The organism is Streptomyces sp. NBC_01237 (assembly GCF_035917275.1).
In the GTDB taxonomy this organism is placed as follows: Bacteria; Actinomycetota; Actinomycetes; order Streptomycetales; family Streptomycetaceae; genus Streptomyces.
Genome location: NZ_CP108508.1, coordinates 4,084,895 through 4,107,216, shown reverse-complemented (window position 1 = coordinate 4,107,216; position 22,322 = coordinate 4,084,895). Strand labels below are relative to the sequence as shown.

General features: G+C 71.4%; 22 protein-coding genes. 18 read left to right on the top strand and 4 right to left on the bottom strand.

The genetic code is table 11. From position 1 onward, the window contains the following. The first annotated feature begins 2 nt into the window (after positions 1-2). The 14 genes from OG251_RS18095 to OG251_RS18030 all read left to right on the top strand — a co-directional run bounded on the left by OG251_RS18095 (position 3) and on the right by OG251_RS18030 (position 12,718). Positions 3-1,004 (top strand): thioesterase family protein, encoded by a 1,002-nt coding sequence (locus tag OG251_RS18095; RefSeq protein ID WP_326678164.1) that lies wholly within the window; start codon positions 3-5, stop codon positions 1,002-1,004. Positions 1,005-1,035: 31 nt separating this feature from the next. Then, positions 1,036-1,755: a 2-hydroxychromene-2-carboxylate isomerase gene (locus OG251_RS18090; RefSeq protein ID WP_326678163.1), complete on the top strand. Its 720-nt coding sequence runs from the start codon at positions 1,036-1,038 to the stop codon at positions 1,753-1,755. Positions 1,756-1,898: 143 nt separating this feature from the next. Beyond that, the gene (locus OG251_RS18085) at positions 1,899-3,644 is read left to right on the top strand and encodes a phytoene desaturase family protein (RefSeq protein WP_326678162.1); all 1,746 of its coding nucleotides are present in this window, start codon (positions 1,899-1,901) and stop codon (positions 3,642-3,644) included. Between the two features lie 87 nt (positions 3,645-3,731). Then, on the top strand, positions 3,732-3,989 hold the full coding sequence (locus tag OG251_RS18080; protein WP_073719484.1) for an acyl carrier protein: 258 nt from the start codon (positions 3,732-3,734) through the stop codon (positions 3,987-3,989). A gap of 147 nt (positions 3,990-4,136) precedes the next feature. After that, positions 4,137-5,393, top strand: coding sequence for a beta-ketoacyl-[acyl-carrier-protein] synthase family protein (locus OG251_RS18075; protein ID WP_326678161.1), 1,257 nt, complete (start codon positions 4,137-4,139; stop codon positions 5,391-5,393). After that, a complete protein-coding gene (locus OG251_RS18070; protein WP_326678160.1) occupies positions 5,390-6,526 on the top strand; it encodes a beta-ketoacyl synthase N-terminal-like domain-containing protein in 1,137 nt (378 codons plus the stop codon). The genes OG251_RS18075 and OG251_RS18070 overlap by 4 nt, the downstream gene beginning before the upstream one ends. Then, on the top strand, positions 6,523-7,476 hold the full coding sequence (locus OG251_RS18065; RefSeq protein ID WP_326678159.1) for a beta-ketoacyl synthase N-terminal-like domain-containing protein: 954 nt from the start codon (positions 6,523-6,525) through the stop codon (positions 7,474-7,476). The genes OG251_RS18070 and OG251_RS18065 overlap by 4 nt, the downstream gene beginning before the upstream one ends. 43 nt (positions 7,477-7,519) lie before the next feature. Next, positions 7,520-8,635 (top strand): beta-ketoacyl synthase N-terminal-like domain-containing protein, encoded by a 1,116-nt coding sequence (locus tag OG251_RS18060; protein WP_326678158.1) that lies wholly within the window; start codon positions 7,520-7,522, stop codon positions 8,633-8,635. A 51-nt stretch (positions 8,636-8,686) separates the two neighbouring features. Beyond that, entirely contained in the window at positions 8,687-8,950 is a 264-nt protein-coding gene (locus tag OG251_RS18055) for an acyl carrier protein (protein WP_326678157.1), read from the top strand. Then, positions 8,947-9,345, top strand: a complete 399-nt coding sequence (locus tag OG251_RS18050) for a 3-hydroxyacyl-ACP dehydratase FabZ family protein (protein WP_326678156.1) — start codon at positions 8,947-8,949, stop codon at positions 9,343-9,345. Before OG251_RS18055 ends, OG251_RS18050 begins: the two co-directional genes overlap by 4 nt. Then, the gene (locus OG251_RS18045) at positions 9,342-9,857 is read left to right on the top strand and encodes a 3-hydroxyacyl-ACP dehydratase FabZ family protein (protein ID WP_326678155.1); all 516 of its coding nucleotides are present in this window, start codon (positions 9,342-9,344) and stop codon (positions 9,855-9,857) included. The genes OG251_RS18050 and OG251_RS18045 overlap by 4 nt, the downstream gene beginning before the upstream one ends. Next, positions 9,854-10,600, top strand: a complete 747-nt coding sequence (gene fabG, locus OG251_RS18040) for a 3-oxoacyl-[acyl-carrier-protein] reductase (RefSeq protein ID WP_326678154.1) — start codon at positions 9,854-9,856, stop codon at positions 10,598-10,600. Before OG251_RS18045 ends, fabG begins: the two co-directional genes overlap by 4 nt. A gap of 296 nt (positions 10,601-10,896) precedes the next feature. Further along, complete coding sequence (locus tag OG251_RS18035) at positions 10,897-11,838, top strand: ATP-binding cassette domain-containing protein (RefSeq protein ID WP_326678153.1); 942 nt, start codon at positions 10,897-10,899, stop codon at positions 11,836-11,838. Positions 11,839-11,875: 37 nt separating this feature from the next. Continuing rightward, positions 11,876-12,718 carry an ABC transporter permease gene (locus tag OG251_RS18030; protein ID WP_326678152.1) on the top strand — a complete coding sequence of 281 codons (843 nt, stop codon included), beginning with the start codon at positions 11,876-11,878 and terminating at the stop codon, positions 12,716-12,718. 101 nt (positions 12,719-12,819) lie between these two features. On the opposite strand, the gene OG251_RS18025 is transcribed toward OG251_RS18030, so the two are convergent. Beyond that, a complete protein-coding gene (locus tag OG251_RS18025; RefSeq protein ID WP_326678151.1) occupies positions 12,820-14,781 on the bottom strand; it encodes an ABC1 kinase family protein in 1,962 nt (653 codons plus the stop codon). A gap of 728 nt (positions 14,782-15,509) precedes the next feature. Between OG251_RS18025 and OG251_RS18020 the strand changes: the two genes are divergently transcribed. Next, positions 15,510-16,463 carry a helix-turn-helix transcriptional regulator gene (locus OG251_RS18020; RefSeq protein ID WP_326678150.1) on the top strand — a complete coding sequence of 318 codons (954 nt, stop codon included), beginning with the start codon at positions 15,510-15,512 and terminating at the stop codon, positions 16,461-16,463. Between the two features lie 274 nt (positions 16,464-16,737). Here the strand turns inward: OG251_RS18020 and OG251_RS18015 are convergent, their stop codons facing one another. Both OG251_RS18015 and OG251_RS18010 read right to left on the bottom strand, forming a co-directional pair. Continuing rightward, positions 16,738-17,205, bottom strand: a complete 468-nt coding sequence (locus OG251_RS18015) for a MarR family winged helix-turn-helix transcriptional regulator (RefSeq protein WP_326678149.1) — start codon at positions 17,203-17,205, stop codon at positions 16,738-16,740. Then, positions 17,202-17,798 carry a type 1 glutamine amidotransferase family protein gene (locus OG251_RS18010; protein WP_326678148.1) on the bottom strand — a complete coding sequence of 199 codons (597 nt, stop codon included), beginning with the start codon at positions 17,796-17,798 and terminating at the stop codon, positions 17,202-17,204. Before OG251_RS18010 ends, OG251_RS18015 begins: the two co-directional genes overlap by 4 nt. Positions 17,799-17,956: 158 nt before the next feature. Between OG251_RS18010 and OG251_RS18005 the strand changes: the two genes are divergently transcribed. From OG251_RS18005 to OG251_RS17995, 3 genes are all read left to right on the top strand, one after another. Next, a complete protein-coding gene (locus tag OG251_RS18005) occupies positions 17,957-19,330 on the top strand; it encodes an aspartate aminotransferase family protein (protein WP_326678147.1) in 1,374 nt (457 codons plus the stop codon). 89 nt (positions 19,331-19,419) lie between these two features. Further along, positions 19,420-20,142, top strand: coding sequence for a GntR family transcriptional regulator (locus OG251_RS18000; protein ID WP_326678146.1), 723 nt, complete (start codon positions 19,420-19,422; stop codon positions 20,140-20,142). A gap of 138 nt (positions 20,143-20,280) precedes the next feature. Next, positions 20,281-20,931 (top strand): hypothetical protein, encoded by a 651-nt coding sequence (locus OG251_RS17995; RefSeq protein WP_266805106.1) that lies wholly within the window; start codon positions 20,281-20,283, stop codon positions 20,929-20,931. Between the two features lie 486 nt (positions 20,932-21,417). Here the strand turns inward: OG251_RS17995 and OG251_RS17990 are convergent, their stop codons facing one another. Continuing rightward, entirely contained in the window at positions 21,418-22,206 is a 789-nt protein-coding gene (locus OG251_RS17990; protein ID WP_326678145.1) for an SLATT domain-containing protein, read from the bottom strand. Positions 22,207-22,322 lie beyond the last annotated feature (116 nt).

Here is a 22,322-nt window from a genome sequence, read left to right as displayed (position 1 = left end):
CGATGACCACCCTGTCCGACGTCGCGCTCAAGAAGCTGCTGAACGAACCGAGTTCGGTGACGATGCGGCCGCCCTACGAGGGCGGCAACATCAACACCGCGATCGGGTTCAAGTGCGTCAACTACCTGCTTGAGGCCGCCGTCCTCGACCACTTCCGGGCCGTCGGCCTCGGCGCCACCGAGCTGTACCTCGTGCATGGCCTCAACTTCGACGTGACGGGCCTCGAAACCCGGCTGCACACGGTGCTCACGCTGGATGACGACGTCCTGCTGGAGGTGACGCCGAAGACGAAGGACAAGGACGACGCCCTGGTCTTCGGGGTCACGGCGACCGTCCAGCGCGACGGTGCGCCGAAGAAGGCCGTCAGCTCCAAGCTGCGGGTGCTGCTGCGCCGTGACACCCAGGTGGACGCCGCGGCCCCGCTGCCCGAGGAGCTCCGGCGCTTCGTCGTGGACCGGCTGGCCACCGCGGAGCCCACCGCGCTCGCCGCCACCCCCGTGGACGACTTCGCCGGTGCCGTCCACCGCGGTGAGAGCGGCGACACCGACCCGGTGCTCGCCGAGATCATCGGCGGCGACAACGCGGTCGGCTGGAAGTGGAAGGTCCCGTACTACTACTGCCACTTCACCGAGCGCATGCAGATGTCGGGCTACCTGCGCCAGATGGAGGAGGCGAAGCACGTCTTCGTCGCCTCGCGCGGCATCAGCATCAAGCGGATGCTCAACGAGCGCGGCTGGATACCCGTCGTGACGCAGTGCAAGATCCGGTTCACCGACGAGACGATCATGGAGGAGAACCTCTACACCGTGTACACGGTGGAATCCGTCTTCAAGGACATGCTCTACACCTCCCGCGTGGACTTCTACGTCGTGCGGGACGGCGCACTCGTCCAGACCGCCACCGGCTCGATCACCCATGGCTACTGCCACAAGGAGTCGCCGGATGCCGAGTGGCAGATGACCGTCTTCGACGACGAGGTCCTGCACGCGCTGCGCGGCGAGTGACCCACCCGACGTCCACAGTCCCGGAGGACCCATGGCTCCCAAGCGTCGGCCGCGCTGGTACTTCTCGCTGCGCAGCCCGTATTCCTGGTTCGCTTACCGCGATCTGATGACCGCCCACCCCGAGGTGCTCGACGCCATCGACTGGCTGCCGTTCTGGGAGCCGGACGAGGGGACCGCGAAGCTGCTGGCGGAGGAGGGAGTCACCCTTCCGATCGTCGCGATGAGCCGCGCGAAGAACTTCTACATCCTGCAGGACACGCGCAGGCTCGCGACCGACCGCGGTCTGACGGAGATCAGCTGGCCCATCGACCGTGCCCCGTGCTGGGAGGTCGCCCACCTCGCGTGGATCGCGGCCGAGGACGAGGGACGCGGCAAGGACTTCGTCGCGGCGGCCTACCGGGCACGCTGGCAGGACGGCAGGAACATCTCCGAGCCCGAGGTGATCGCGGAGATCGCGGACGGGCTCGGTCTGGACGCACAGCGGCTGTCCACGGCCGCGCAGGACGAGGAACTGCGCAAGCGGGGCGCCGCCCTGCTCGCCGAGTCGGCCCACGACGGCCTGTTCGGTGTGCCGTTCTTCATCAACGGCCGTGACAAGTACTGGGGACTGGACCGGGTCGAGCCCTTCGTCCGGGCCGTCCTGGGCACCGAGCCGCCCGCCCCGCCGGTCACCGCCGTACCGGACCCGGCCACCCATGCCGAACTGCTGCCGGTGGGCGGCGACCAGGGGCACGCCGGCGGCTGCGGCTGAGACCGGCCGGTGGCCGCGGCACGGAACGCGGCCACCGGCCCTGCGCCCCACCGGGGAAGCGCAGAGGCACACGAGGCACCAGCAGCGCGGAAGCCGAACAGCGCGGAGCGAAGAAGCACGCGGCAAGCGACGAGGAGACCACTGTGGACAGCAATCCCGACGGCACCGGGCGCGGCGCCGGTCGACGGCCCGCGGGCGGCGGCCACTGGGACGCCGTCGTGGTCGGCGCCGGTCTGGGCGGGCTGACGGCCGCCGCGTACCTGGCCGCGGCGGGACGGCGCGTTCTGGTGCTGGAGCAGTTCTCGGTGGTGGGCGGCAACAGCCATGTCTTCCGCAGGCGCCGCAGTTACGAGTTCGACGTCGGCGTCCACTACCTCGGCGACTGCGCTCCCGGCGGTGTCATCCCGTCCATCCTGAGCGGCGTCGGGCTCCGTGACCGGGTCGAGTTCCTGGAGATGGACCGGAACGGGTTCGACCTGATCAGGGTGCCCGGGGTCTCCGTGGACATGCCCACCGGCTGGTCGGCGTACCGCGAGCGGCTCATCGCCGCGATGCCGGGCCAGGCGGAGGGGCTGCGCACCTTCACCGACATCTGCTCGGCCGTCGGTGAGGAGCAGCGGGCCGCCCTGTTCGAGTCCCACACCTGGTCGGCGCAGGACATCGCCGCCGGCACCGTCGCCGTACGCGCATGGGGCAGGCGGACGCTGGACGACCTGTTCCACCACTGCGGGCTGTCCTCGCAGGCGCGTACCGTGCTCGCGGCGCAGGCACCGAACTACGGGCTGACCCCGCGCCAGGCCACCGTCGCCCGGCACACCAGCGTCACCGACCACTACCTGCGCGGGGCGTACTACCCCGCCGGGGGCGGCCAGACGCTGGCGGCGGGCCTGGTCGAGGTGATCGAGTCGCACGGCGGCGAGGTCCGCACCCGCAGCAGGGTGCGGCGCATCCTGGTGGAGGACCGCAAGGTCACGGGTGTCGGCCTGGACGGCGGCGAGAGGGTCACCGCCGATCTGGTGGTGTCCAACGCGGACTACCGGCGTACGGTGCTCGACCTGGTCGGCGCCGAGCACTTCTCCGCGTCGCTGGTCAACCGCACCCGGAACGCCCGGATGGGCATGCCGTGGCTGGTGCTCTACCTGGGCCTCGACATCGACCTGCGGGACCGGCCGAACGCCAACCTGTGGTGGTACGACACCGACGACCTCGACGGCTACTTCGACCGGGCCCGCGCGGGCGACGTGGACGAGGTGCCCTTCCTCTTCTGCTCGTTCGCCTCGCTCAAGGACCCGGGCAACCGGGCCCTGTGCCCGCCGGGCCACGCCAACCTCCAGGTGATGACGCTCTGCCCGCCCGACTACGAGTGGTGGGGCGTCAAGGACGGGCTGGAGGAGGACGGCGGCTCCTACCGGCGCAACGCCCAGTACCTGCGCCGCAAGCAGGAGTTGACCGACTCCACGCTGCGTGCGGCGGAGCGGGCCGTCGGCCCGCTGCGGGAGCACATCACGTACCTGGAGGCGGCGACCCCGCTGACCCACGAGCGGTACACCCTGTCCTCGGGCGGCACCCCGTTCGGCATGGCCGAGTGGGGCGGCACCGCCCGTCCGGGCACGACGACCCACATCGACGGGCTGCATGTGGTCGGCGCCAGCACACAGGCGGGCAACGGTGTCGCGGGCGTCATGCTCGGCGGCATCTCGTGCGCCTCCCAGATCCTCGGCGAGCCCCTGCTCGCCCGCGCCCGGCAGGGAGCGGTCTCCGGCGATCCGGACCTGCTCCCCGACCGCCCGGACGGCTGGGACCCGAGGGACGTCTGCCGGGGCCTCTCCCGGCGGACCCGCGCGGGCTCCCCGGCAGCGGTCCGGGACCCGGCCGGCACGTCCGGCTGAGAACGGGCGGTCCGCGACTCACACTGGGGACCGCCGCGCAGTGACCGACGTACCCACGCACCACGAGACGAACAGAGAGTGATTCACATGAGCTCGACCATCACCGCTGAGCACCAGGCCCGGATCAAGGAGATCGTCTGCGACATCCTCGAACTGGAGGAGGACGAGGTGACCGGCGGCGGCCTCTTCAAGGAGGAGTACGGCGCGGACTCGCTGCGGGCCATCGAGATCCTGGCCGGTCTGGAGAAGGAGTTCAAGGTGACCATCGACCAGTCCGAGCTGGAGCGCATGGTCAACCTCGACGGCGTCTACGCCGTGGTCCAAGAGTCCATCGACGCCAAGTAGGCGCACTTCCGGCTGGATGCGAGTACGCGGAGAGCCGGCGGCACCGCCGCCGGCTCTCCGGCCCGGCGGCAGCCCCGGCCCCCTTCGGCCGGCGTTCCGTCCCGACCCCCCTTTCCGTGGTGAACCAGGCCGTACCGAGGGAGATTGATGTCCGAGAGCCTTTCTGACGCGATGCGCGACGACGCGGCGTCCCGGGTGGTGCTGACCGGGTTCGGCGTGTTCTCCAGCATCGGTGTGGGTGCCGATGAGTTCGCCGAGGGTCTGCGCGCGGGCCGCAGCGGCGCGAAGCCGATCACGGTGTTCGACACCGAGGGTTTCGCGCACGCCAACGGCTGCGAGATCGACGGTTCCGAGCCGGAGCGCTGGATCCACAACCTGCCCGTGGAGACGCTGGGCCGGGCGACGAAGTTCTCGGTCGCCGCGGCCCGCATGGCCGTCGAGGCCGCCGGTGTCGGGCTCGACTCGCTGCGCGCGAAGCGCGGCATGATCTCCATCGGCACCACCGACGGCGAGTCCTACGATCTCGACCACCTGGTGGAGACCGAGATCAACTCCGGTCCCGAGGCGATGGATCCGACCGTGGCGCGGCGGATCTCGCCGAACCGGCTGTCCATCGCCGCCGCCCAGGAGCTGGGGCTGTCCAACGTCGACGCGGTGACCATCGCCACCGCCTGCTCGGCCGGCAACTACGCGATCGGCCAGGGCTTCGACGCCATCCGCTCCGGCGCGGTCGACTACGCGCTCTGCGGCGGCGCGGACGCGATGTGCCGCAAGACGTTCACCGGTTTCTACCGGCTCGGCACCATCGCCCCCGACGTCTGCCGCCCCTTCGACTCCGAGCGCAAGGGCATCCTGACCGGTGAGGGCGCGGGCGTGCTGATGCTGGAGAGCCTCGCCTCCGCGCGGGCCCGCGGCGCCCGGATCTACGCCGAGGTGCTCGGCTACGGCATGAACTGCGACGCGTACCACCAGGTCGCCCCGAACCAGGCGAGTGTCGCCCGGTGCATGGAGATCGCCCTGGAGAACGCCGGGGTGAAGGCGGAGGAGGTCGATCTCGTCTCCGCCCACGGCACCGGGACCAAGGCCAATGACGTGACCGAGGCGCGGGCGATCCACGACGTGTACGGGGACAACCCGCCGCGCACCGTCTCGCTGAAGTCGATGCTCGGCCACACGATGGGCGCCGCCAGCGCGCTCGCCGCCATCGCCTGCGCCCTGTCGGCCTACCACGGCTTCATACCGCCGACCATCAACCACCGCGAGACCGACCCCGAGTGCGAGATCGACTGCGTGCCCAACCACTCCGTCGAGGCGGACCTGCGCATCGTGCAGAACAACGGGCTGGCCTTCGGCGGCAACAACGCGATCGTGATCCTGGGCAAGTACCGGGACGGTGAGCGGTGAGGCTGCCCATCACCGGCGTCGGCGCGGTCGCGAGCATCGGCCGGGACGCGGACGAGATCTTCGAGAGCCTCTGCGCCGGGCGCGGCGGGCTGGGTCCCATGCGGGGCTTCGACCACGGACTGTACGGCGGGACGCGGCTGTTCGAGATCGACAACCGGCCGGAGCCGGGTGTGGACCGCCCGCTGCGCGCGACCGGCTTCCTGCTGGAGGCCGTGGGCCAGGCGGCCGCGGCCGCCGGTCTCGGCGAGGACCTGTCGGACTGCCCGGTGCTCGTGGGTACGGGGCTGCGCGAGCTGCGCTCGGCCGAGCTGTGGTGGCGCGACGGTGCGCCGTTCGGCGTGGAGCGGCTGCACTTCGGCACCGCGCTGCGGGAGCGGTTCGGCACCGCCGACACACACACCTTCTCCAACGCGTGCTCCGCGTCGCTGTACACCCTGGCGCTGGGCGCGGACATGCTGGCGCTCGGCGAGGCGGACACCGTGATCGTCGCGGGCGTCGACTCGATCACCGAGAGCATGTTCGGCCTGGCCGACCGGGTCCAGCCGGAGCCGCCCCCCGCGCTGCGGACCCTGGACGTCAACCGCAAGGGCACGATCCTCGGCGACGGGGCCGCCGCCGTCGTCCTGCGCCGCGAGGACGTCGAGCCGGGCGGCCGGCTGTGGGGCAGGCTGCGCGGGGTCGGGATGACCTGCGACGCCAAGCACCCCACCGCTCCCGACCAGCAGCAGGTCGCCGAGGCGATACGGCAGGCGCACCGGCACGCGGGCACCCGGCCGGCCGACATCGATCTGCTGATGCTGCACGGCACCGGGACACCGCTCAACGACCTGGTCGAGGCATCGGCGTACGGCGAGGTCTTCGGCGAGGACGCGGGCGTGCCGGTGGTGACCGGCATCAAGCCGATGACCGGGCACACCAGCGGCTCGGCCGGGCTGCTGAGCCTGGTCGTCGCCCTTCAGGTGATGGCGACGGGCAAGGTCCCGCCGCTGATCGGGCTGGACGAGCCGATCGAGCAGGCCGCGGGTCTGCGTCTGGTACGCGACCGGGAGGCCGAGCACAAGGTTTCGCTCGCGCAGGTACACGGGTTCGGATTCGGCGGGATCAACGCCGTGGCGATTGTCGAGGCACCATGAGGATCTTCGTGACCGGCGTCGGTGTCGCACTGCCGGGCGCCGACTCCACGGCCGCACTGGCGGCGGCCCGGCAGCCGGAAGGCGCGGTCGAACCGGCCGCCGTCCTGGGGAAGAAGGGACTGCGCTACAAGGACCGCGCCACCCAGCTCGGGCTGGTCGCCGGGTACCGGGTGCTGACGGACGCGGGGCTGCTGAAGGACGGCGAACTGACCGCCGACAGCAGCCGGGTGGCGGTGCTGGTCAGTTCCAACCTGGGCAACGTGGACACCGTCTGCCGGGTGGCGAGGACCATCTCGGACGAGGGCAGCACCCGCGGGCTGAGCCCGATGGACACCCCGAACGCCTCCAGCAACATCATCGCCTCCGAGATCGCCATCAGGTTCGGCCTGCACGGCCCCAACCTGATGGTGTGCAACGGGCCGACCTCCGGCCTCGACGCGGTGCGCTGGGGTGCGGCCCTGCTGCGCTCGGGCCGCGCCGACCAGGCGGTCGTGGTCGGGGTGGAGCCGGACAACGAGATCGTCCGTGAGCTCGTCGGCGGCCCGGTCGCCGACGGCGGTGCGGCGCTGGTGCTGGAGCGGGCCGAGGTCGCCGGGGCCCGTGGCGCCACGGTGCGCGCGGAGATCGGCGGCCAGGTCCGGGGAGCGGGGGTGGCCCGCAACTTCGCGCGGCTCGCCGCCGGGGAACCCGCCGCCCTCGTCGGCTGGTTCGCCCCGGCCGGTGCCGCCGGGTCCCTGCCGGCCGAGCTGCCCGGCCACGACCTGGCCGCGATCTGGGGCGAGTTGTCCGGGGCGCTCGGGGTCGTGCAGTGCGCGGCGGCGATCGGCGCCTTCGATACCCGTACCGACGGCCCGGTGTGTCTGGTCGCGGGCGGCGACGAAGACGACGGCAGCGCCGCGCTGGTGCTGCGGCCGCCCGCCCCGACGGCCTCCGGGCCGGTCGCGGTCTGACGAACTATCGGCCTTCGAGTACTGAGCAGGACGGATTGTGACCATGACCCTTTCGGCGAGCGCGTCAGCGACCCTGAACCGGCCGGTGATCACCGCGTGGTCCGCGGTGTCGCCGTACGGCATCGGCAAGGACGAGTTTGTGACCGGCATGCTGGCCGGGAAGAGCGCGGCGTCCGAACTGGACGACGAGGAGTGGGCGGTTCCGGACAACCGCGCCTGTGTGGTGCCCGGTTTCGCGCTCCGTGAGGTCCTCGGCAAGAAGGGCACCCGGTCCATGGACCGGGTGACCGGGCTGGCCGTCACCGCGGTCCGCGATCTGCTGCGGGACTGCGAGGACAGCCGCCGGGGCGGTGACGAGGAGACCGCCCTGGTGCTGGGGACGACCACCGGCAGCGCGCAGAGCATGATGGACTTCACCCGCGCCTCGCTGGTCGGTGAACGCCCCTTCTACGTGGACCCGTCGCTGATGCCGAACGCGGTGATGAACTGCGCCGCCGGCCAGTGCGCCATCTGGCACCGGCTGAAGGGCCCGAACACCACGATCGCCGGAGGCCGGGTCGCCGGACTGTCCGCGCTGAGTTACGCGGGCGGGCTGCTGGGTTCCGGCCGCGCCGAGACCGTGCTGTGCGGCGCCGTCGAGGAGTTCTCCAACGCGCGGGCCTGGCTGGACCACCACCGCCGGCGTGCGGATGCCGCGGGCGCGCTGCTCGGTGAGGGATGCGCCATGTTCATGCTGGAGTCCGCGTCCGTGGCCCGGCAGAGCGGCCCGGTCCTGGCCGAGGTGCTGGCCGTGGAGTCACGGGTGTACTTCGGCACCGAGCTGCGCCCGGTGCTCGACGCGTGCCTCGACGGGGTCCTGAAGCGTGGCGGGCTGAACGCGGGCGATGTGTGGGCGGTCTCGGCATCGGACCTGGCGGGCGGCGCCGGTGAGCAGGAACGTGCGGTGCTCACGGCCCGCTTCGGGGCGCCGGCACTGGACCGGGCACCGTCGCTGAGCGCCATCGGGGACACCTCGGGGGCCTCCGCGGCCTTCCAGATCGGGTCCCTGCTGAGCATCGCCGCGCAGGGGGAGGTGCCCGCGGGCAGCGTCGCCGTCGTCTCCTCGGTGGACGACGACGGCATCGTCGCCTGCGCCGCGCTGCGCCTGCTCGCGGACTGACCCGCCGCCTTTGACCGACCGGCCGTTTTTCGGGTGACAGGAAGGAAGAGCATGCCAATCGACGCGGTGGCCCGGCTCGATCGTGAAGAGCTGCGGGCGTTGCTGGCCGAGACCATCGACACCGAGGTGAGCGAGGTCGGCGACGACACGGACTTCGTACAGACGCTGGGGGTCGACTCACTGATGGCCCTGGAGGTCGTCGTGGTGCTGGAACGCACGTACGCCATCAAGTTCACCGAGGACGAGATGCGCTCGGTGAGGACGCTGAACAGCGCCCACGACGAGGTGCTCCGCAAGCTGCGGGAGCGCTCGTGACCAGTCCGGTGCTGGCCGGGCGGCGGGTGGTGCGGGAGCCGGGCCCCGACCCGGCCACCGGGAAGTGGTCGGCCTCGTTCGCGGTGGAGGTCACCGCGGACGAGCCGGTCTTCGCCGGGCACTATCCCCACTTCCCGATCTTTCCCGGCGTGTGCGTGCTGGAGTGCGTACGGCACGCCGCCGAGTCCGCCACCCCGCCGGACGCCGGTGAACTGCGGCTGGCCGCCGTGGAGTCCGGCCGGTTCCTCGGCCCGGTCCACCCCGGTGACGTCATGACGGTCGAGCTGACCTGGGTGCCGTACGGCACCGACTGGCGCTGCCACGCGAAGGCGGCGACCGCCCGCGGCCCGGCCGCGTCGTTCCGCTGCCGCTACCGGAGCGGGGGGACGGCATGATCACCTCCGCGGGAGTACGCGCCCTGCTGCCCCACCGGTACCCGATGCTCCTGGTCGACCGGGTCCTGACGGCGGGCGCCGAGGACATCCGGTCCCTCAAGGCCGTCACGCTCAACGAACCGTGGTACGCCCGGCTCGGCCCGCGGCCCGCGGAGGCGGACTTCGCCTACCCCGAGGTGCTGCTGGTCGAGTCCTGGACCCAGACCGCGGGACTGCTGGCCCGGCGACTGGCCGGCGGCGGGGACGACGACCGGACGATGCTGTTCGGCTCCATGAGGGACGTCGCGTTCCACCGCCGGGTGTTCCCCGGTGACGTGGTCGAGCACCACGCCCGGCTGCAACGCGCGGTGAACGACACGGTGATCTTCGAGGGGAGCAGCCGGGTCGGCGACGAGCCGGTTCTGACCATCGGTGCCATCACGGTCGCCTTCCGCCCCCGGGAGGGGTTCGACCCCGAACACACCGGTCCGGCACATCCGTTGACCGGCAGCCAGCGAGGAGAGAAGTCATGACGGACAACGCAGCACCGGTCGCCCTGGTGAGCGGGGGATCGCGCGGGATCGGCCGGGCCGTCGTCCTGCGGCTCGCGGCCGAGGGGTACGACGTCGGTTTCTGCTACCAGTCCAACGAGCGGGCGGCACGGGAGCTGGAGAAGGAGGCGGGCGAGCTCGGCGTACGCGCGATGGCGGTGCGGGCCGATGTGACCGACTCCGCCTCGGTCAAGGAGTGGGTGGCCCGGACGGAGTCCGACCTCGGCCCGATCGGGGTGGTGGTCTGCTCCGCGGGCATCACCCGCGACAACCCGCTGCTGCTGATGTCCGACGAGGACTGGCACAGCGTGCTGGACACCAACCTCGACGGCGTCTACCACGTCTGCCGCGCGGTGATCTTCGAGATGATGAAGCGCAAGTCCGGCACGATCATCAATCTCTCCTCGGTCGCGGGCGTCTACGGAAACGCCACCCAGTCCAACTACTCCGCCTCCAAGGCCGGAATCATCGGCTTCTCCAAGGCGCTCGCCAAGGAGGTCGGCCGCTACAACATCCGCGCCAACGTGGTGGCGCCGGGCTTCATCGAGACCGACATGACCGCCGAGCTGACCGACAAGGTCAAGAAGGACGCGGCGAAGCAGATCCCGCTGCGCCGCTTCGGCGGGGCGGACGAGGTCGCGGACCTGGTCGCCTTCCTGGCGAGCGACCGTGCCGCGTACATCACGGGCTCGGTCCTCCAGATCGACGGCGGCATCACCATCTGAGTGCCGTCCGGGTGCGAGAGGAGACGGCCCGACACCGTCCCCGCACCACGGACGGCATTCCGGTCATGCCTCCAGCCGTTTCCCCGAAGGCGCCGGTGGCCGCGGCGAATTCCCGAAGTGCTCGTGAACGGGACGCTGTTCGCCGACTTCCGCAACCTGCAGCGCTCCGTTCCCGGAGGTCGCGCACTTTTAGTATGGCCACCCGGCGCCGGTGGCTATTCCGAGCCCACATTCGAACCGGGGCCTGCCACCGGGCACCGGAAATAGCAACGGAGGCCCTGCACGTGGCCAAACCCATGATTGAGGCAGTCGACGTCATAAAGTCGTTCGGTGACGTCAAGGCACTGAACGGGGTGAATGTTTCCGTTCCCGAAGGTTCGATCCACGGTTTGCTCGGCCACAACGGCGCCGGCAAGACCACCCTGGTGCACATTCTCTCCACCCTGCTTCCGCCGACCGGCGGCTCCGCCCGGATCTGCGGCTTCGACGTGGCGACCCGGCCGAAGGAAGTCCGCCGCTGCATCGGACTGACCGGCCAGTTCGCGTCCGTCGACGAGCAGCTCAACGGCCGGGAGAACCTGGCCCTCGTCGCCCGTCTGCTGGGCGCGAGCAGGCGCCAGGCGGTCGCCCGTGCCGATGAGCTGCTGGAGACGTTCGAGCTGACCGACGCGGCGAAGCGCCCGGTGCTCCAGTACTCCGGCGGTATGCGCAGGCGGCTGGACATCGCGGCGAGCCTCGTCGGCGGCCCCCGGGTCATCTTCCTCGACGAACCGACGACCGGACTGGACCCGAACGCCCGGATCGGTGTGTGGGAGACGATCGAGCGGCTGGCCAAGGACGGCACGGCCGTCCTGCTCACCACGCAGTACCTGGAGGAGGCCGACCGCCTCTGCGAGCAGATCACCGTGCTGTCCGAGGGAAGCGTGGTCGCGGGCGGCAACCCCGCCGACCTCAAGGCCGAGGTCGGTCAGCGCATGGTGACCGTGACGATGGCGGCGGAGTCCGACGTGCCGGTCGCGGTGAAGGCTCTGGAGGGTGCCGGTATCCGCGCGACGCCGCAGGAGTCGGGGAAGGCCATCAGCGCCCCGGTGGCCGCCGCGGCGGACCTCGCCGTCGTCGTACGCATCCTGAGCGACGCCGACACGGAGATCGCCGAACTGGCGCTCACCGAGCCGACCCTGGACGACGTCTACCTGACGCTGACCCACGAGGCCGCCGGAAAGCCGGTGCCCGCGTGACCGTCCCCATCACTCCCATCGAAGAAGGAGCGTCGCGATGACGGTCATCGACGCCGAGATCAGCCCGCAGCCGACGGCACGGCTGACCCGGAGCACCGCCGAACAGTGGGGCGGCAGCAGCCTGTTCACCCAGACCCTGGCGCTCACCGCACGGTCCGTCCGGCCGTACCTCCAGGCCGGGGTGCTCGTCGTGACGTTCATCGAGCCGCTGGTCATGCTGCTGATGTTCGGCGGTGTGCTGCGCGTGCTCGGCGACACCGCCGTGCCCGAGAACGACATGTCCTACATCGCCGGCCTGGCCCCCGCGATCATGATCATCACCGCGGTCGCGGCCGGTGCCCAGGCGGGCAACGGCCTGATCAACGACCTGCGCAACGATGTGATCACCCGGTTCCACACGATGCCGATCTCCCGGTTCAGCGTGCTGCTGGCCAGGAGCTTCGCGGACGCCGCCCGGTCGCTCTACCAGCTGATCGCCGTGGCCGTACTGGCCTGGCTGATCTTCGACTTCGAGCCGCCGGGCGGATTCCTCGGTGTGGTCGGCTCGATCCTGCTGGCCCTGCTCGTCGGCTGGTCCATGAGCTGGATCTTCATCGCGCTGGCCGCCGTGCTGCGCAACGGTGATGTGCTGCGCATGATCACGACCCTGTGCACCTTCCCGCTGCTGTTCGCCTCCAACGCGTTCGTGGACCCGGAGTCGATGCCGGTCTGGCTGCGCGTGGTCGCCGAGGCGAACCCGATCTCGTACGCCAACGACGCGATGCGCGGACTGGTGGCCGGGCAGGCCACGCTCACGGAGATGCTCGCCACCCTGGCCGTCTCCTTCGTCCTGGTGGCGGTGTGCGCACCGATCGCGAACCGTTCCTTCCGGGTGCTGTGACCGCCGGCCCCCCTGTGCTCCGGCCGGTGCCGCTCTGACCGGTGCCGGCCGGATGCGGGCCGGGAGGCGAGGTGCGAGCGCCTCCCGGCCGGCGTGTGCGGTCAGCCCCGGCCCCGGGAGATCGAGAAGATCACCCGGAGTACGAGAATGCAGCTGATCACCAGCAGGTTGTAGCCGATCAGCTGGCTGAGGGAGACGGAACCGATGATCGTCGGTTTGCTGTCGATGCTCAGCAGCACGGCACCGACCAGCGCGATGATCCCGCCGATGAAGGACAGCAGCACATCGTGGACGAGCCCGCGCAGGAAGCGCCGGTCGCGCTCGTCCGCGAGCAGCCGTATCTGTATGCCGAGCCGGCCGCCCTCCAGCGCGCTGCTGATCCGGTCCACCCGCCGGGGCAGCCGTCGCAGCACGGAGGTGAGCGAGATCGTCTCCTCGACCAGGGTGTCCTTGACCCGCTCGTAGGTCAGCCGCTCCTGCACCCGGGCGGCGGCGAACCTGCGGGCCTCCGTCACGATGTCGAAGTCCGCGACGAGCCGTTCGACGGTCCCCTCGACGGTGGCCAGCGCCCGGAAGGTCGCCGCCACCTCAGGCGGGACCGTCAGACCGTGCCGGGCGACGAGCAGGAAGAGCTCGGAGAAGATCTCGCGGTTCGGCCTGCTGCCGGGACTCAGGTAGCGCGCCATGAACCTCCCCAGCGACCGTTCCAGCTTCTTCTCGTCGATCTGCTCCGGACGGTCGACCACCTCCAGCAGCGCGTCGCTGAGCGCCGTCGGATCGTTGCGGTGGAAGGCGAGGAGCAGGTCGCGCAGCGCGGAGCGCATCGTCCGGTCGAGCCGGCCGACCGAGCCGAAGTCGATCAGGCCCAGCTCCCCGGTGCTCAGCAGCAGTACGTTCCCCGGGTGCGGGTCGGCGTGGAACACCCCGCCGAGCATGATCTGTTCGAGGATGCAGTCCAGCAGCTGCTGGGCGAGGGCCGCGCCGTCCAGTCCGCGTGCGGCGATCGCGCCCCCGGCGGAGGTGAGGGGAACACCGTCCAGCCACTCCAGGGTCAGGACCCGCTCGGTGCTGAACTCCTCGTACACACGCGGCGTACGGATGGTGCCGGTGGCTCCCGATTCCGCGGCTCCGGCGGTGATGGCGGCCATGTTGCGGGCTTCGGTCCGGAAGTCCAGCTCCTCGTGGAGCGAGGCGGCGAACCCGCCGATCAGGTCGCAGAGCCCCAGGCTCCGGGCCCAGTGGGTGTGCTCCTCCAGCTTGCGGCCGATCCGGAGCAGGATGTCCAGGTCACGGTCGACGACCTGCTCGGCGCCGGGGCGCTGGACCTTCACCGCGATCTCCTGGCCGTCCGCCAGCCGGGCCCGGTGCACCTGGGCCATCGACCCCGCGGCCAGTGGCTCCCGGTCGAACGAGGCGAAGACCGTCTCCGGGTCGCGGCCCAGCTCCTCGGTCAGCGCCTCCCGCACCCGCTCCCACGGCTCGGCCGCCGCCTGGTGGTGGAGGCGCGAGAACTCCTCGACGTACTCGGCGGGGAGCAGGTCGTAGCGGGTGGACAGCATCTGCCCGAGCTTCACGAACGTCGCGCCCGCCTCCTCCAGGGCCAGCCGCAGCCGGCGCGCGGACTGCTGGCGGCCCGCGACCGATCCCTTCGGCGAACCGGCCCGTGCGAGTCCGCGCAGTGACGGCGAGAGACCGTTCCGCATGGCGATGGCGCTGAGTTCCGCGTAACGCCGGGTACGTGCCACCCGGCGGCGTATCACTCCGGGCAGCCGGACGAGGTCGGACAGCATGCTGCTGGGCAGCAGGACCTCCGAGATCGCCAGGAACAGCATCGTGACCAGGATTCCGCAGCCCACCTGCACGGAGGTCATCGCCGGACGGTGACTGCTCGGGCCCATGGCCGAGATGATCTGCATCGTCGCCAGAACACCCACGGTCCCGCCGATCGCCGCACGGATCTTGCCGATTCTTATACCGAGCAGTCGCCGGGCGCCCATGGAGAGGCCGACCAGCGTGAACACGAAGAGGACCGGTATGAGGATCAGGAACGCTGTGTGCTGCATGGGCTGTGCCTTCCCGGACCGGAGTCCGCGTGCGGGTTCGGGTACGGGGCCTCGGATACGGGGACCTGCCCACGGAGGCCGGGGTGCTGACGGCGGTTCAGGCAGGTCCGGGGGCCGGCCGGTGTGCGGCCCCTCCTGGCTGGGGGGCCATTGTCCGTGCCCCGGTGGAGCCGCTCCACCGGGGCACGTTGCAGGAAACTGCAGATGCGCGGGACGGCGGGAGGGTGGCGGCGATGTGCGGCCCCGTCACGGGGGAGGCGCACCGGCCCCGGATGCGGCCCCGGATGCGGCCCCGGTTTTCGTTCCGGGATTCGTCCCGGCCCCGGAAGGACGTCGGCCGGCCGACCGCGGTGCGAAGTGTTGACGCGCGCACACTCAGCCATGTCCCTCTTGCGCGGCGGCCGTTCAGTGACCGGTCCGACGAAGGCGGCGTCCCGAGAAGGGCGTCACACGGCGGTGGTTCGATCCGGAACGGGCTTGGATGGGTGCTTCCGTCGCCTTGGCCGGGAACGTGGTCACTCTTCCGGGAAGGCAGGAAACGCACCGCGGGTAGATGGCCTGTTCTGCCGCCTACCCGGCCCCGCGGTGGGGGAAACCCGAGCGGCCGTGGCACCAAGCTGTCGAAACGGGTCCTCGGACGCGCCGACTGTGGTGGACGCGGCCTAAGTTGACCTCGACAGAGCGGGCGGAGGGTTCGCCCGTGAGAAGGAAACTGCCGAGAGGTTGATGTGGCGGACACGGGGATCGGTCTGGATGCGCGGTCGGAGCTTCTGTACCGGAAGCTGCTTCTGCGGGCGACATGGAGGACGCACGAACTGGCGCAGGCCCTGGCGTGGTCGGCGGACCAGGTGATGCGAGCGCTGGACGGGCTGCGCACCGAAGGTCTGGCCAGTGCCTCGGGGGAGGACGGAGCGGCCTTCCGCGCCGTCGAGCCGTGCATAGCCCTGCCGGCGCTGCTGGCCTGGCGGATGCGTGAGGGCCGCTCGCCACAGCCCTGCCCCATCCAGATCGGCAGGTTCATCGCCCTGCACGAGCAGGCGGAGCGTTTCGGTGACCCCGTCGGCGGCGGCGAGAGCCGGCACGATGTGTCGGTGACGATCGAACGCCTGGTCGCCAAGGTCGAGCGCGAGGTCGTGTTCCTGGTCCCCCAGCACAGCGAGGGCGGCTTCGAGTTCTCCCGCCCCATCGTGGACATGGTGCTGAGGCGCGGTGCGCGATTCCGGTCCGTGTGGGCCTCCTCGGTGCTCCAGTCGCCGGGAGCCATGGCGCATGCCCAGTGGCTCACGCAGGAGGGCGCGGCGCTGCGCTCGGTCGGTACGGTGCCGCCGCGCGCCATGATCATGGACGGCGCTGTCGCGGTGGTCATCGACGAGACCGAAGGGGCCCGTGTCGTGCGCTCCGCCGCCGAACTGGAGCGGCTGTGCGCCCTCGCCGAGCGGTTCTGGGAGCGCGGAGCGACGGTCCGCCAGACCGGCAGGCAGCCCGGTGCCACCACGCGTCGGCCCCGTTCGGAAGTCGTCCTGCGGCTCCTGTCCGAAGGGCTGACCGACGACGCGATCGCCCGCCGGCTGGGTTGCAGCGTCCGCACGGTGCGCAATGACGTCGCGTCCGCGATGGCCGCCCTCGACGCGCGCAGCCGTTTCCAGGCCGGGGCGCGGGCCATGCAGGTCGGCCTGATCTGAACACCCGGCGCCCCGCGCCCCGTCGAGCCGGAAGGCGGCTCCACGGCGCGGACGGGCAGCCGATGACCGGGCCGATGGGCCCGAGCAGGAACGGGCGGTGCCGGTGCGCCGGTCGCGGCGGGCGATGACCACATCGCGGGCCGCGCGTTCATCGGCCGGTACCCCCCACGCCGCCCGAACCCGCCGTGCTCAGGCCCGCCGTTCCCGGCAACCCACCCAGGTGCCCCACCGAAGCGTCCTGCCCAGGCCCCTGAGCGCTGTCGAGGTACTTCGGTTACGGGGCTTCCCCGCCCGGAGACGCGGACGTCACCGTGTCCAGCGCCGCCGACAGCCGCTCCAGCGCCTGCACGGCCCGCGTGAACTCCTCCTCGCCCAGTTCCTCGGCCAGCCGCGCCGCGAACTCCTTGTGTCCGGGGTTGATTCCGCCCACGGCCGCCAGCCCCTCCGCGGTGGGCCGGAGCAGCTTGGCGCGCCGGTGGGCCGGGTTCTCCACGTACTCCGCGAGCCCCTTCGTGACCAGCAGGTCCGCGATCCGCTGCACGCTCTGGCGGGTGATCCCCATCGCCCGGGCGATCCCGGCCACGGGCAACGGCTCGGGCAGCACCGCGCCCAGCACCTGCCACCACGCCGCCGTCAGCCCGACGGGCCGGGCCAGCCCGTCCGCGACGGCGAGGAACTGTCCGTTCAGCCGGAAGACCGTGAGCGCCGCCCGGCTCAGCCGGTCCTGGTCCTCCCGGCTCATCCCTGCAACACCTCGAACGCGCTCACGTCGGAGTCGTGGAACAGCCGGTACCAGGCGTCCAGCTTCTTCGGCTCGTACACCCCCAGCAGCCCGAACACCTCGCGGGCGAACGCCACCGGCTCGGTCGGCCCCGCCGTGACGAGGAGCCCGCCGTCCGTCACCGCGTCGGCCTCCACGTAGCGCTCGGCGCCTCCGTATCCGGTGGCGGCCAGGTAGAAGGAGACGGCGCTGGTGTGCGCCCGGTCGTCGAGGAGCCCTTCGCGGGCCAGTCCCGCCGTCGCCCCGCAGATCGCGGCGACCGGCACCCCCGCGTCGAGGAAGGCGCGGGCCTCGCGGGCGAACGGGGCCAGCTCGTCGCCGGAGTCCCAGAGGTCCGCCCCGGTGAGGAGGAGCAGCGCGCTGTCCTCGGGCCGCAGCTCGTCCAGTGTCAGATCGGGCAGGACGCGCAGGCCGCCCATGGTGGTGACGGCCTCCGGGCCCGCGCCCACGGTCCGGACGGTGTAGCCGTTTTTGGCGAGATGGGCGGTCGTGTGTCCCGTCTCCCAGTCGGCGAACGTGTCGTATACAGCCAGGTGAACGGTCGTGCGGGGCATGGCGAACTCCTTCGATTCAATGACAGAATGCTGTCATATCGACAGTGTGCTGTCAAATATTCGGGGCGCTCGAAACCCGACACCCTGCCGAACCGCACGCCTTACGCCATACAAGGTGGCCATGGAGCGCCGCCCCTGCCACGGCCTACGCTCGCCGCATGACCCCTCATGCCCCTCATGCCCCGTATGTCGACTCCGCGGCCGGTGCGGCCGTGAAGGCCGCAGACCGCGCGCACGTGTTCCACTCCTGGTCCGCCCAGGGCCTGATCGACCCGCTCGCCGTCGCCGGCGCCGAGGGGGCGTATTTCTGGGACTACGACGGCAACCGCTACCTCGACTTCACCAGCGGTCTCGTCTACACCAACATCGGCTACCAGCACCCCACCGTCGTCGCCGCGATCCAGGAGCAGGCGGGCAAACTCGTCACGTTCGCCCCCGCCTTCGCCGTCGAGGCGCGCTCCGAGGCCGCACGCCTCATCGCCGAGCGCACCCCCGGCGACCTGGACAAGATCTTCTTCACCAACGGCGGCGCCGAGGCCGTCGAGAACGCCATCCGCATGGCCCGGCTGCACACCGGCCGCACGAAGGTGTTCTCCGCCTACCGCTCGTACCACGGCGCCACCTCCACCGCGATCAACCTCACCGGCGACCCGCGCCGCTGGCCCTCCGACAACGGCTCCGCGGGCGTCGTCCGTTTCTGGACCCCGTTCCTCTACCGCTCGCCGTTCCACGCCGGGACCGAGGCCGAGGAGTGCGCCCGCGCACTCCAGCACCTGGAGGACACCCTCGCCTTCGAGGGCCCGGCCACCGTCGCCGCCATCATCCTGGAGACGATCCCCGGCACCGCGGGCATCATGACCCCGCCGCCCGGCTACCTCGCGGGCGTCCGCGAGATCTGCGACCGGCACGGCATCGTGTTCGTCCTCGACGAGGTCATGGCCGGTTTCGGCCGCACCGGCAAGTGGTTCGCCGCCGACCACTACGACGTGGTGCCGGACCTGATGACCTTCGCCAAGGGCGTCAACTCCGGTTACGTACCGCTCGGTGGCGTCGCCATCAACGCCGAGATCGCCGCCACCTTCGACACCCGCCCCTACCCGGGCGGCCTCACCTATTCCGGCCACCCGCTGGCCTGCGCCGCCGCCGTCGCCACCATCCGTGTGATGGAGGACGAGAAGGTCATCGAGAACGCCGCGCACATCGGTGAGACGGTCCTCGGCCCCGGCCTGCGCGAGCTGGCCGAGCGCCACCCCTCGGTCGGCGAGGTCCGCGGCCTCGGCGCGTTCTGGGCGCTGGACCTGGTCCGCGACAAGGAGACCCGCGAGCCGCTCGTGCCGTACAACGCCACGGGCGAGGCCAACGCCCCGATGGCGGCCTTCGGAGCGGCGGCGAAGAAGCACGGCCTGTGGCCCTTCATCAACATGAACCGCACCCACGCCGTTCCCGCCTGCAACGTCACGGAGGCGGAGGCGAAGGAAGGGCTCGCGGCTCTGGACGCGGCCCTCGCGGTCGCCGACGAGCACACGGCGTAGCCGTCCGCGCACGACCCCCTCCCCCTGCCCGGATCCGGGCACGGTGACCTGGCTTAAGGTGACCGAAGCCGAAAAGGGGAGGGGGCGTCATGTGTGCGAGCGGAGGTGTGACCCGCAGTACGCTGCGCCAGCAGATCGCCGACGCGCTGCGTGACGAGGTGCTCGCAGGGCGTTTGCCGCCGGGGCGGGAATTCACGGTCAAACAGATCGCCGAGCAGTACGGAGTCTCCGCGACGCCCGTCCGCGAGGCGCTCTTCGACCTCTCCGCGCAGGGGCTGCTCGCGTCCGATCAGCACCGCGGCTTCCAGGTCCGCGAATTCACCGTCGCCGACTACCGCTCCATGGTGGAGGCGCGCTCCCTCGTGGTGGAGGGCATCTTCCGCAGCCCAGGGGACCAGGTGGCCACCCGGGACGACGCGATGGCGTCGATCCGACGGCGCGCGGCGGAGGCGGTACGGGCGGCGAAGGGCGGCGACCTCGACGTACTGATCGGGTACGACCTGCGGTTCTGGCGGGAGCTCGGGGCGTTCGTCATGAACCCGTACATCAGCGACTTCCTCACCAAACTCCGCGTCCAGGCATGGGTGTTCGCCGTGCACCGGCTGCGCGGCGACGAGGACAACGGGAACTGGCTGTGGTTCGGCCACGAGGAACTGGTCGAGGCGATCGCCCGCGGCGACCGGGACCAGGTCCACGCGACGATGCGGTCCTACTACGCGCACGCGCTGGCCTGGGCGGACCGGCTGGCCGAGGAGGAGGCCCGGGACAGGGCCCCCGCCGCCGAGCCCGCCCCGGAAGAGACCCGCGCCTGACGCCGGGCACCCGCCCCCGAAGAGCCCCGCCCCTGCCCCCGTGGCCCCCGTCTGCTTCCGGTCGGGGCCCTGTGCGCGACGTGACGGCCGCATTACGCTGTCCCGACGATCGCCGAACCCATTGGAGAGCGAGACTTCGTGGCCTGTGACCTGTGGCTGGTCCCCCTCGTCGATGTGCTGTGCCACAGCCCCGACAATCCGTTCGCCGAAGAGATCGCCATCTACGACAAGGCGCTGAGCGACGCGGGGCTGCCGCCCGTCCCCGTCTACGCCTACATGCCGGGCCTGAACGGGGACGTCGCCCCCGTCGCGGGATTCGACTACGACGCCCTGCACTTCCTGCGCCGGGCCTACCTGCTCACGCTGAGCGGACTCGCCGTCACCCCCATCGGTGAACTGGGCGGGGACTACCAGCAGTTGCTGGAGATGTTCGAGCAGAACGCACAGGCGTCGCACCTGGTCTGGCACTACGACCACGCCGGAGCGTACGTCCCGGTGGACTTCCCGTACCCGCTCTCGGACGACCGGCTCCTGGAGGGCGGCGGCCCGCTGGGCTCGGCGCACGGGCTGCTGCGGGAGCTGGAGTTCGTCGCCCCGGCCATCGGTATCGACCCGGCCAACCCCCCGGCGACCCCTCAGCCGCCCGCCCGTCCGACCTCGCTGGAGGAACCGGCGGGCCCGATCCCGTACGACGAGAGCCCGTTCGCCCGCGAACGGCACGTCTGGCTCGGCCTCCACGCGGCAGCGACCCGCAGCCTGGCCCAAGGCTCAATGATCATCTTCAGCTGACACCACACAGCCCCGGCCCACCACTGTTCAGCCCGTCCGGCGCAGGGGCGGTCCGGGGCCACTCCTCAACCCACCCGACTGTTCAGCCGCTTCCCCGCTCGCGCGGTCCGGGTGCACATTTCAGCCTGTCCCCCGCTCGCGCGGTCCGGGCCCGCATTTCAGCCCGTCCGGCGATTGAGGACCGGGGGTCCGGGGGCGGCGCCCCCGAAAGTTTTCGCTCCTGCGCCCTGGGCGCGCATGTCGGCCGGGGCTCCCGCACGGGTGGTCCGGGTGCACATTTCAGCCCGTCCGGCGATTGAGGACCGGGGGTCCGGGGGCGGCGCCCCCGAAAGTTTTCGCTCCTGCGCCCTGGGCGCGCATGTCAGCCCGTCCCCCTCGCACGCGCGGTCCGGGTGCACATTTCAGCCCGTCCGGCGATTGAGGACCAGGGGTCCGGGGGCAGCGCCCCCGAAAGAAAGCCCCCACCCCACCCCACCCCGCCCCACCTCAGCGCGGCGACTCCGGCGGCCGCTGCCGCGGCATGTTCGGCCGGGTGGCAACCGACGGCATCGCGAACCGCCCCGCCCCCGCCCCCGGCTCCGCCCGCGCCGCCCCGCCCCCGGACACCAGTGACTGCATCCCCATCGGCGCGGGCCCGGCCCGGAACTCCACCATCCAGTCCGCGGTCTCCGACCTGACCAGCTCGGTGACGTCCTCCGAGAACCTCCGCAGCACCCCGAGGCACCGCTCGGCGGCCTCGCTGGCCGTTCCCTCGGACGGCCCGAGGACCTCGCGCACGCACTCCGACGCCCAGTCGAACTGGAGCACCTGAAGGCGCCGCTGCACGGCCTGGGCCGTCGCGAGATCCCTTATCCAGCCGGAGGTGAGACCGAAGTACCGGTCGCACGCCATGCAGGCGGCGCCCAGGAGTAACGACAGATAGCCCCAGCCGGCCGACCCGGACAGGGCGCCCGTGAGGTCGAGCAGCGGCAGCGCCGTGCCCGCGACCACCCCGGCGGCGGTGCCGAGCCGCAGCGCGCGGGCCCCGCGCCGCTTCCGGATCCGGTCGTTCAGATACCAGTCGGCGGTACGCAGGGCGCCCGTCTCGACCCAGCGGTACAGCTCGTCGAGGCGTTCGGCGGGCTCGCCCCAGTCGCCGAGCGGGAAGGCGCGACCGGTCAGGTCACGTCCCGCGGCGGAAATCGGAACAGATTGTTCCGCCTCGGTACCCCCACCGGATCCCGCGTCGGACTCCTTGCGGGGCGGCCCCTCGGGCTGCATCTCCGGCTGACTCACCGGGGCACTCCTCTGCACTCTGCTTAAGGACTCTGCTTAAGGACTCGACGTGACTCGACGTGCTCCGGGCGTGGCTCGGGCACGGGAGGGCAGTCGGCGCGGCCGACGGCCTCGCC

What these genes read in the sequence shown, in the direction of transcription:
- OG251_RS18095 (WP_326678164.1), top strand. Translation starts at nt 3, where the DNA reads ATGACCACCCTGTCCGACGTCGCGCTCAAGAAGCTGCTGAACGAACCG.
- OG251_RS18090 (WP_326678163.1), top strand. Translation starts at nt 1,036, where the DNA reads ATGGCTCCCAAGCGTCGGCCGCGCTGGTACTTCTCGCTGCGCAGCCCG.
- OG251_RS18080 (WP_073719484.1), top strand. Translation starts at nt 3,732, where the DNA reads ATGAGCTCGACCATCACCGCTGAGCACCAGGCCCGGATCAAGGAGATC.
- OG251_RS18075 (WP_326678161.1), top strand. Translation starts at nt 4,137, where the DNA reads ATGTCCGAGAGCCTTTCTGACGCGATGCGCGACGACGCGGCGTCCCGG.
- OG251_RS18065 (WP_326678159.1), top strand. Translation starts at nt 6,523, where the DNA reads ATGAGGATCTTCGTGACCGGCGTCGGTGTCGCACTGCCGGGCGCCGAC.
- OG251_RS18060 (WP_326678158.1), top strand. Translation starts at nt 7,520, where the DNA reads ATGACCCTTTCGGCGAGCGCGTCAGCGACCCTGAACCGGCCGGTGATC.
- OG251_RS18055 (WP_326678157.1), top strand. Translation starts at nt 8,687, where the DNA reads ATGCCAATCGACGCGGTGGCCCGGCTCGATCGTGAAGAGCTGCGGGCG.
- OG251_RS18045 (WP_326678155.1), top strand. Translation starts at nt 9,342, where the DNA reads ATGATCACCTCCGCGGGAGTACGCGCCCTGCTGCCCCACCGGTACCCG.
- fabG (WP_326678154.1), top strand. Translation starts at nt 9,854, where the DNA reads ATGACGGACAACGCAGCACCGGTCGCCCTGGTGAGCGGGGGATCGCGC.
- OG251_RS18035 (WP_326678153.1), top strand. Translation starts at nt 10,897, where the DNA reads ATGATTGAGGCAGTCGACGTCATAAAGTCGTTCGGTGACGTCAAGGCA.
- OG251_RS18030 (WP_326678152.1), top strand. Translation starts at nt 11,876, where the DNA reads ATGACGGTCATCGACGCCGAGATCAGCCCGCAGCCGACGGCACGGCTG.
- OG251_RS18025 (WP_326678151.1), bottom strand. Translation starts at nt 14,781, where the DNA reads ATGCAGCACACAGCGTTCCTGATCCTCATACCGGTCCTCTTCGTGTTC.
- OG251_RS18015 (WP_326678149.1), bottom strand. Translation starts at nt 17,205, where the DNA reads ATGAGCCGGGAGGACCAGGACCGGCTGAGCCGGGCGGCGCTCACGGTC.
- OG251_RS18010 (WP_326678148.1), bottom strand. Translation starts at nt 17,798, where the DNA reads ATGCCCCGCACGACCGTTCACCTGGCTGTATACGACACGTTCGCCGAC.
- OG251_RS18005 (WP_326678147.1), top strand. Translation starts at nt 17,957, where the DNA reads ATGACCCCTCATGCCCCTCATGCCCCGTATGTCGACTCCGCGGCCGGT.
- OG251_RS18000 (WP_326678146.1), top strand. Translation starts at nt 19,420, where the DNA reads ATGTGTGCGAGCGGAGGTGTGACCCGCAGTACGCTGCGCCAGCAGATC.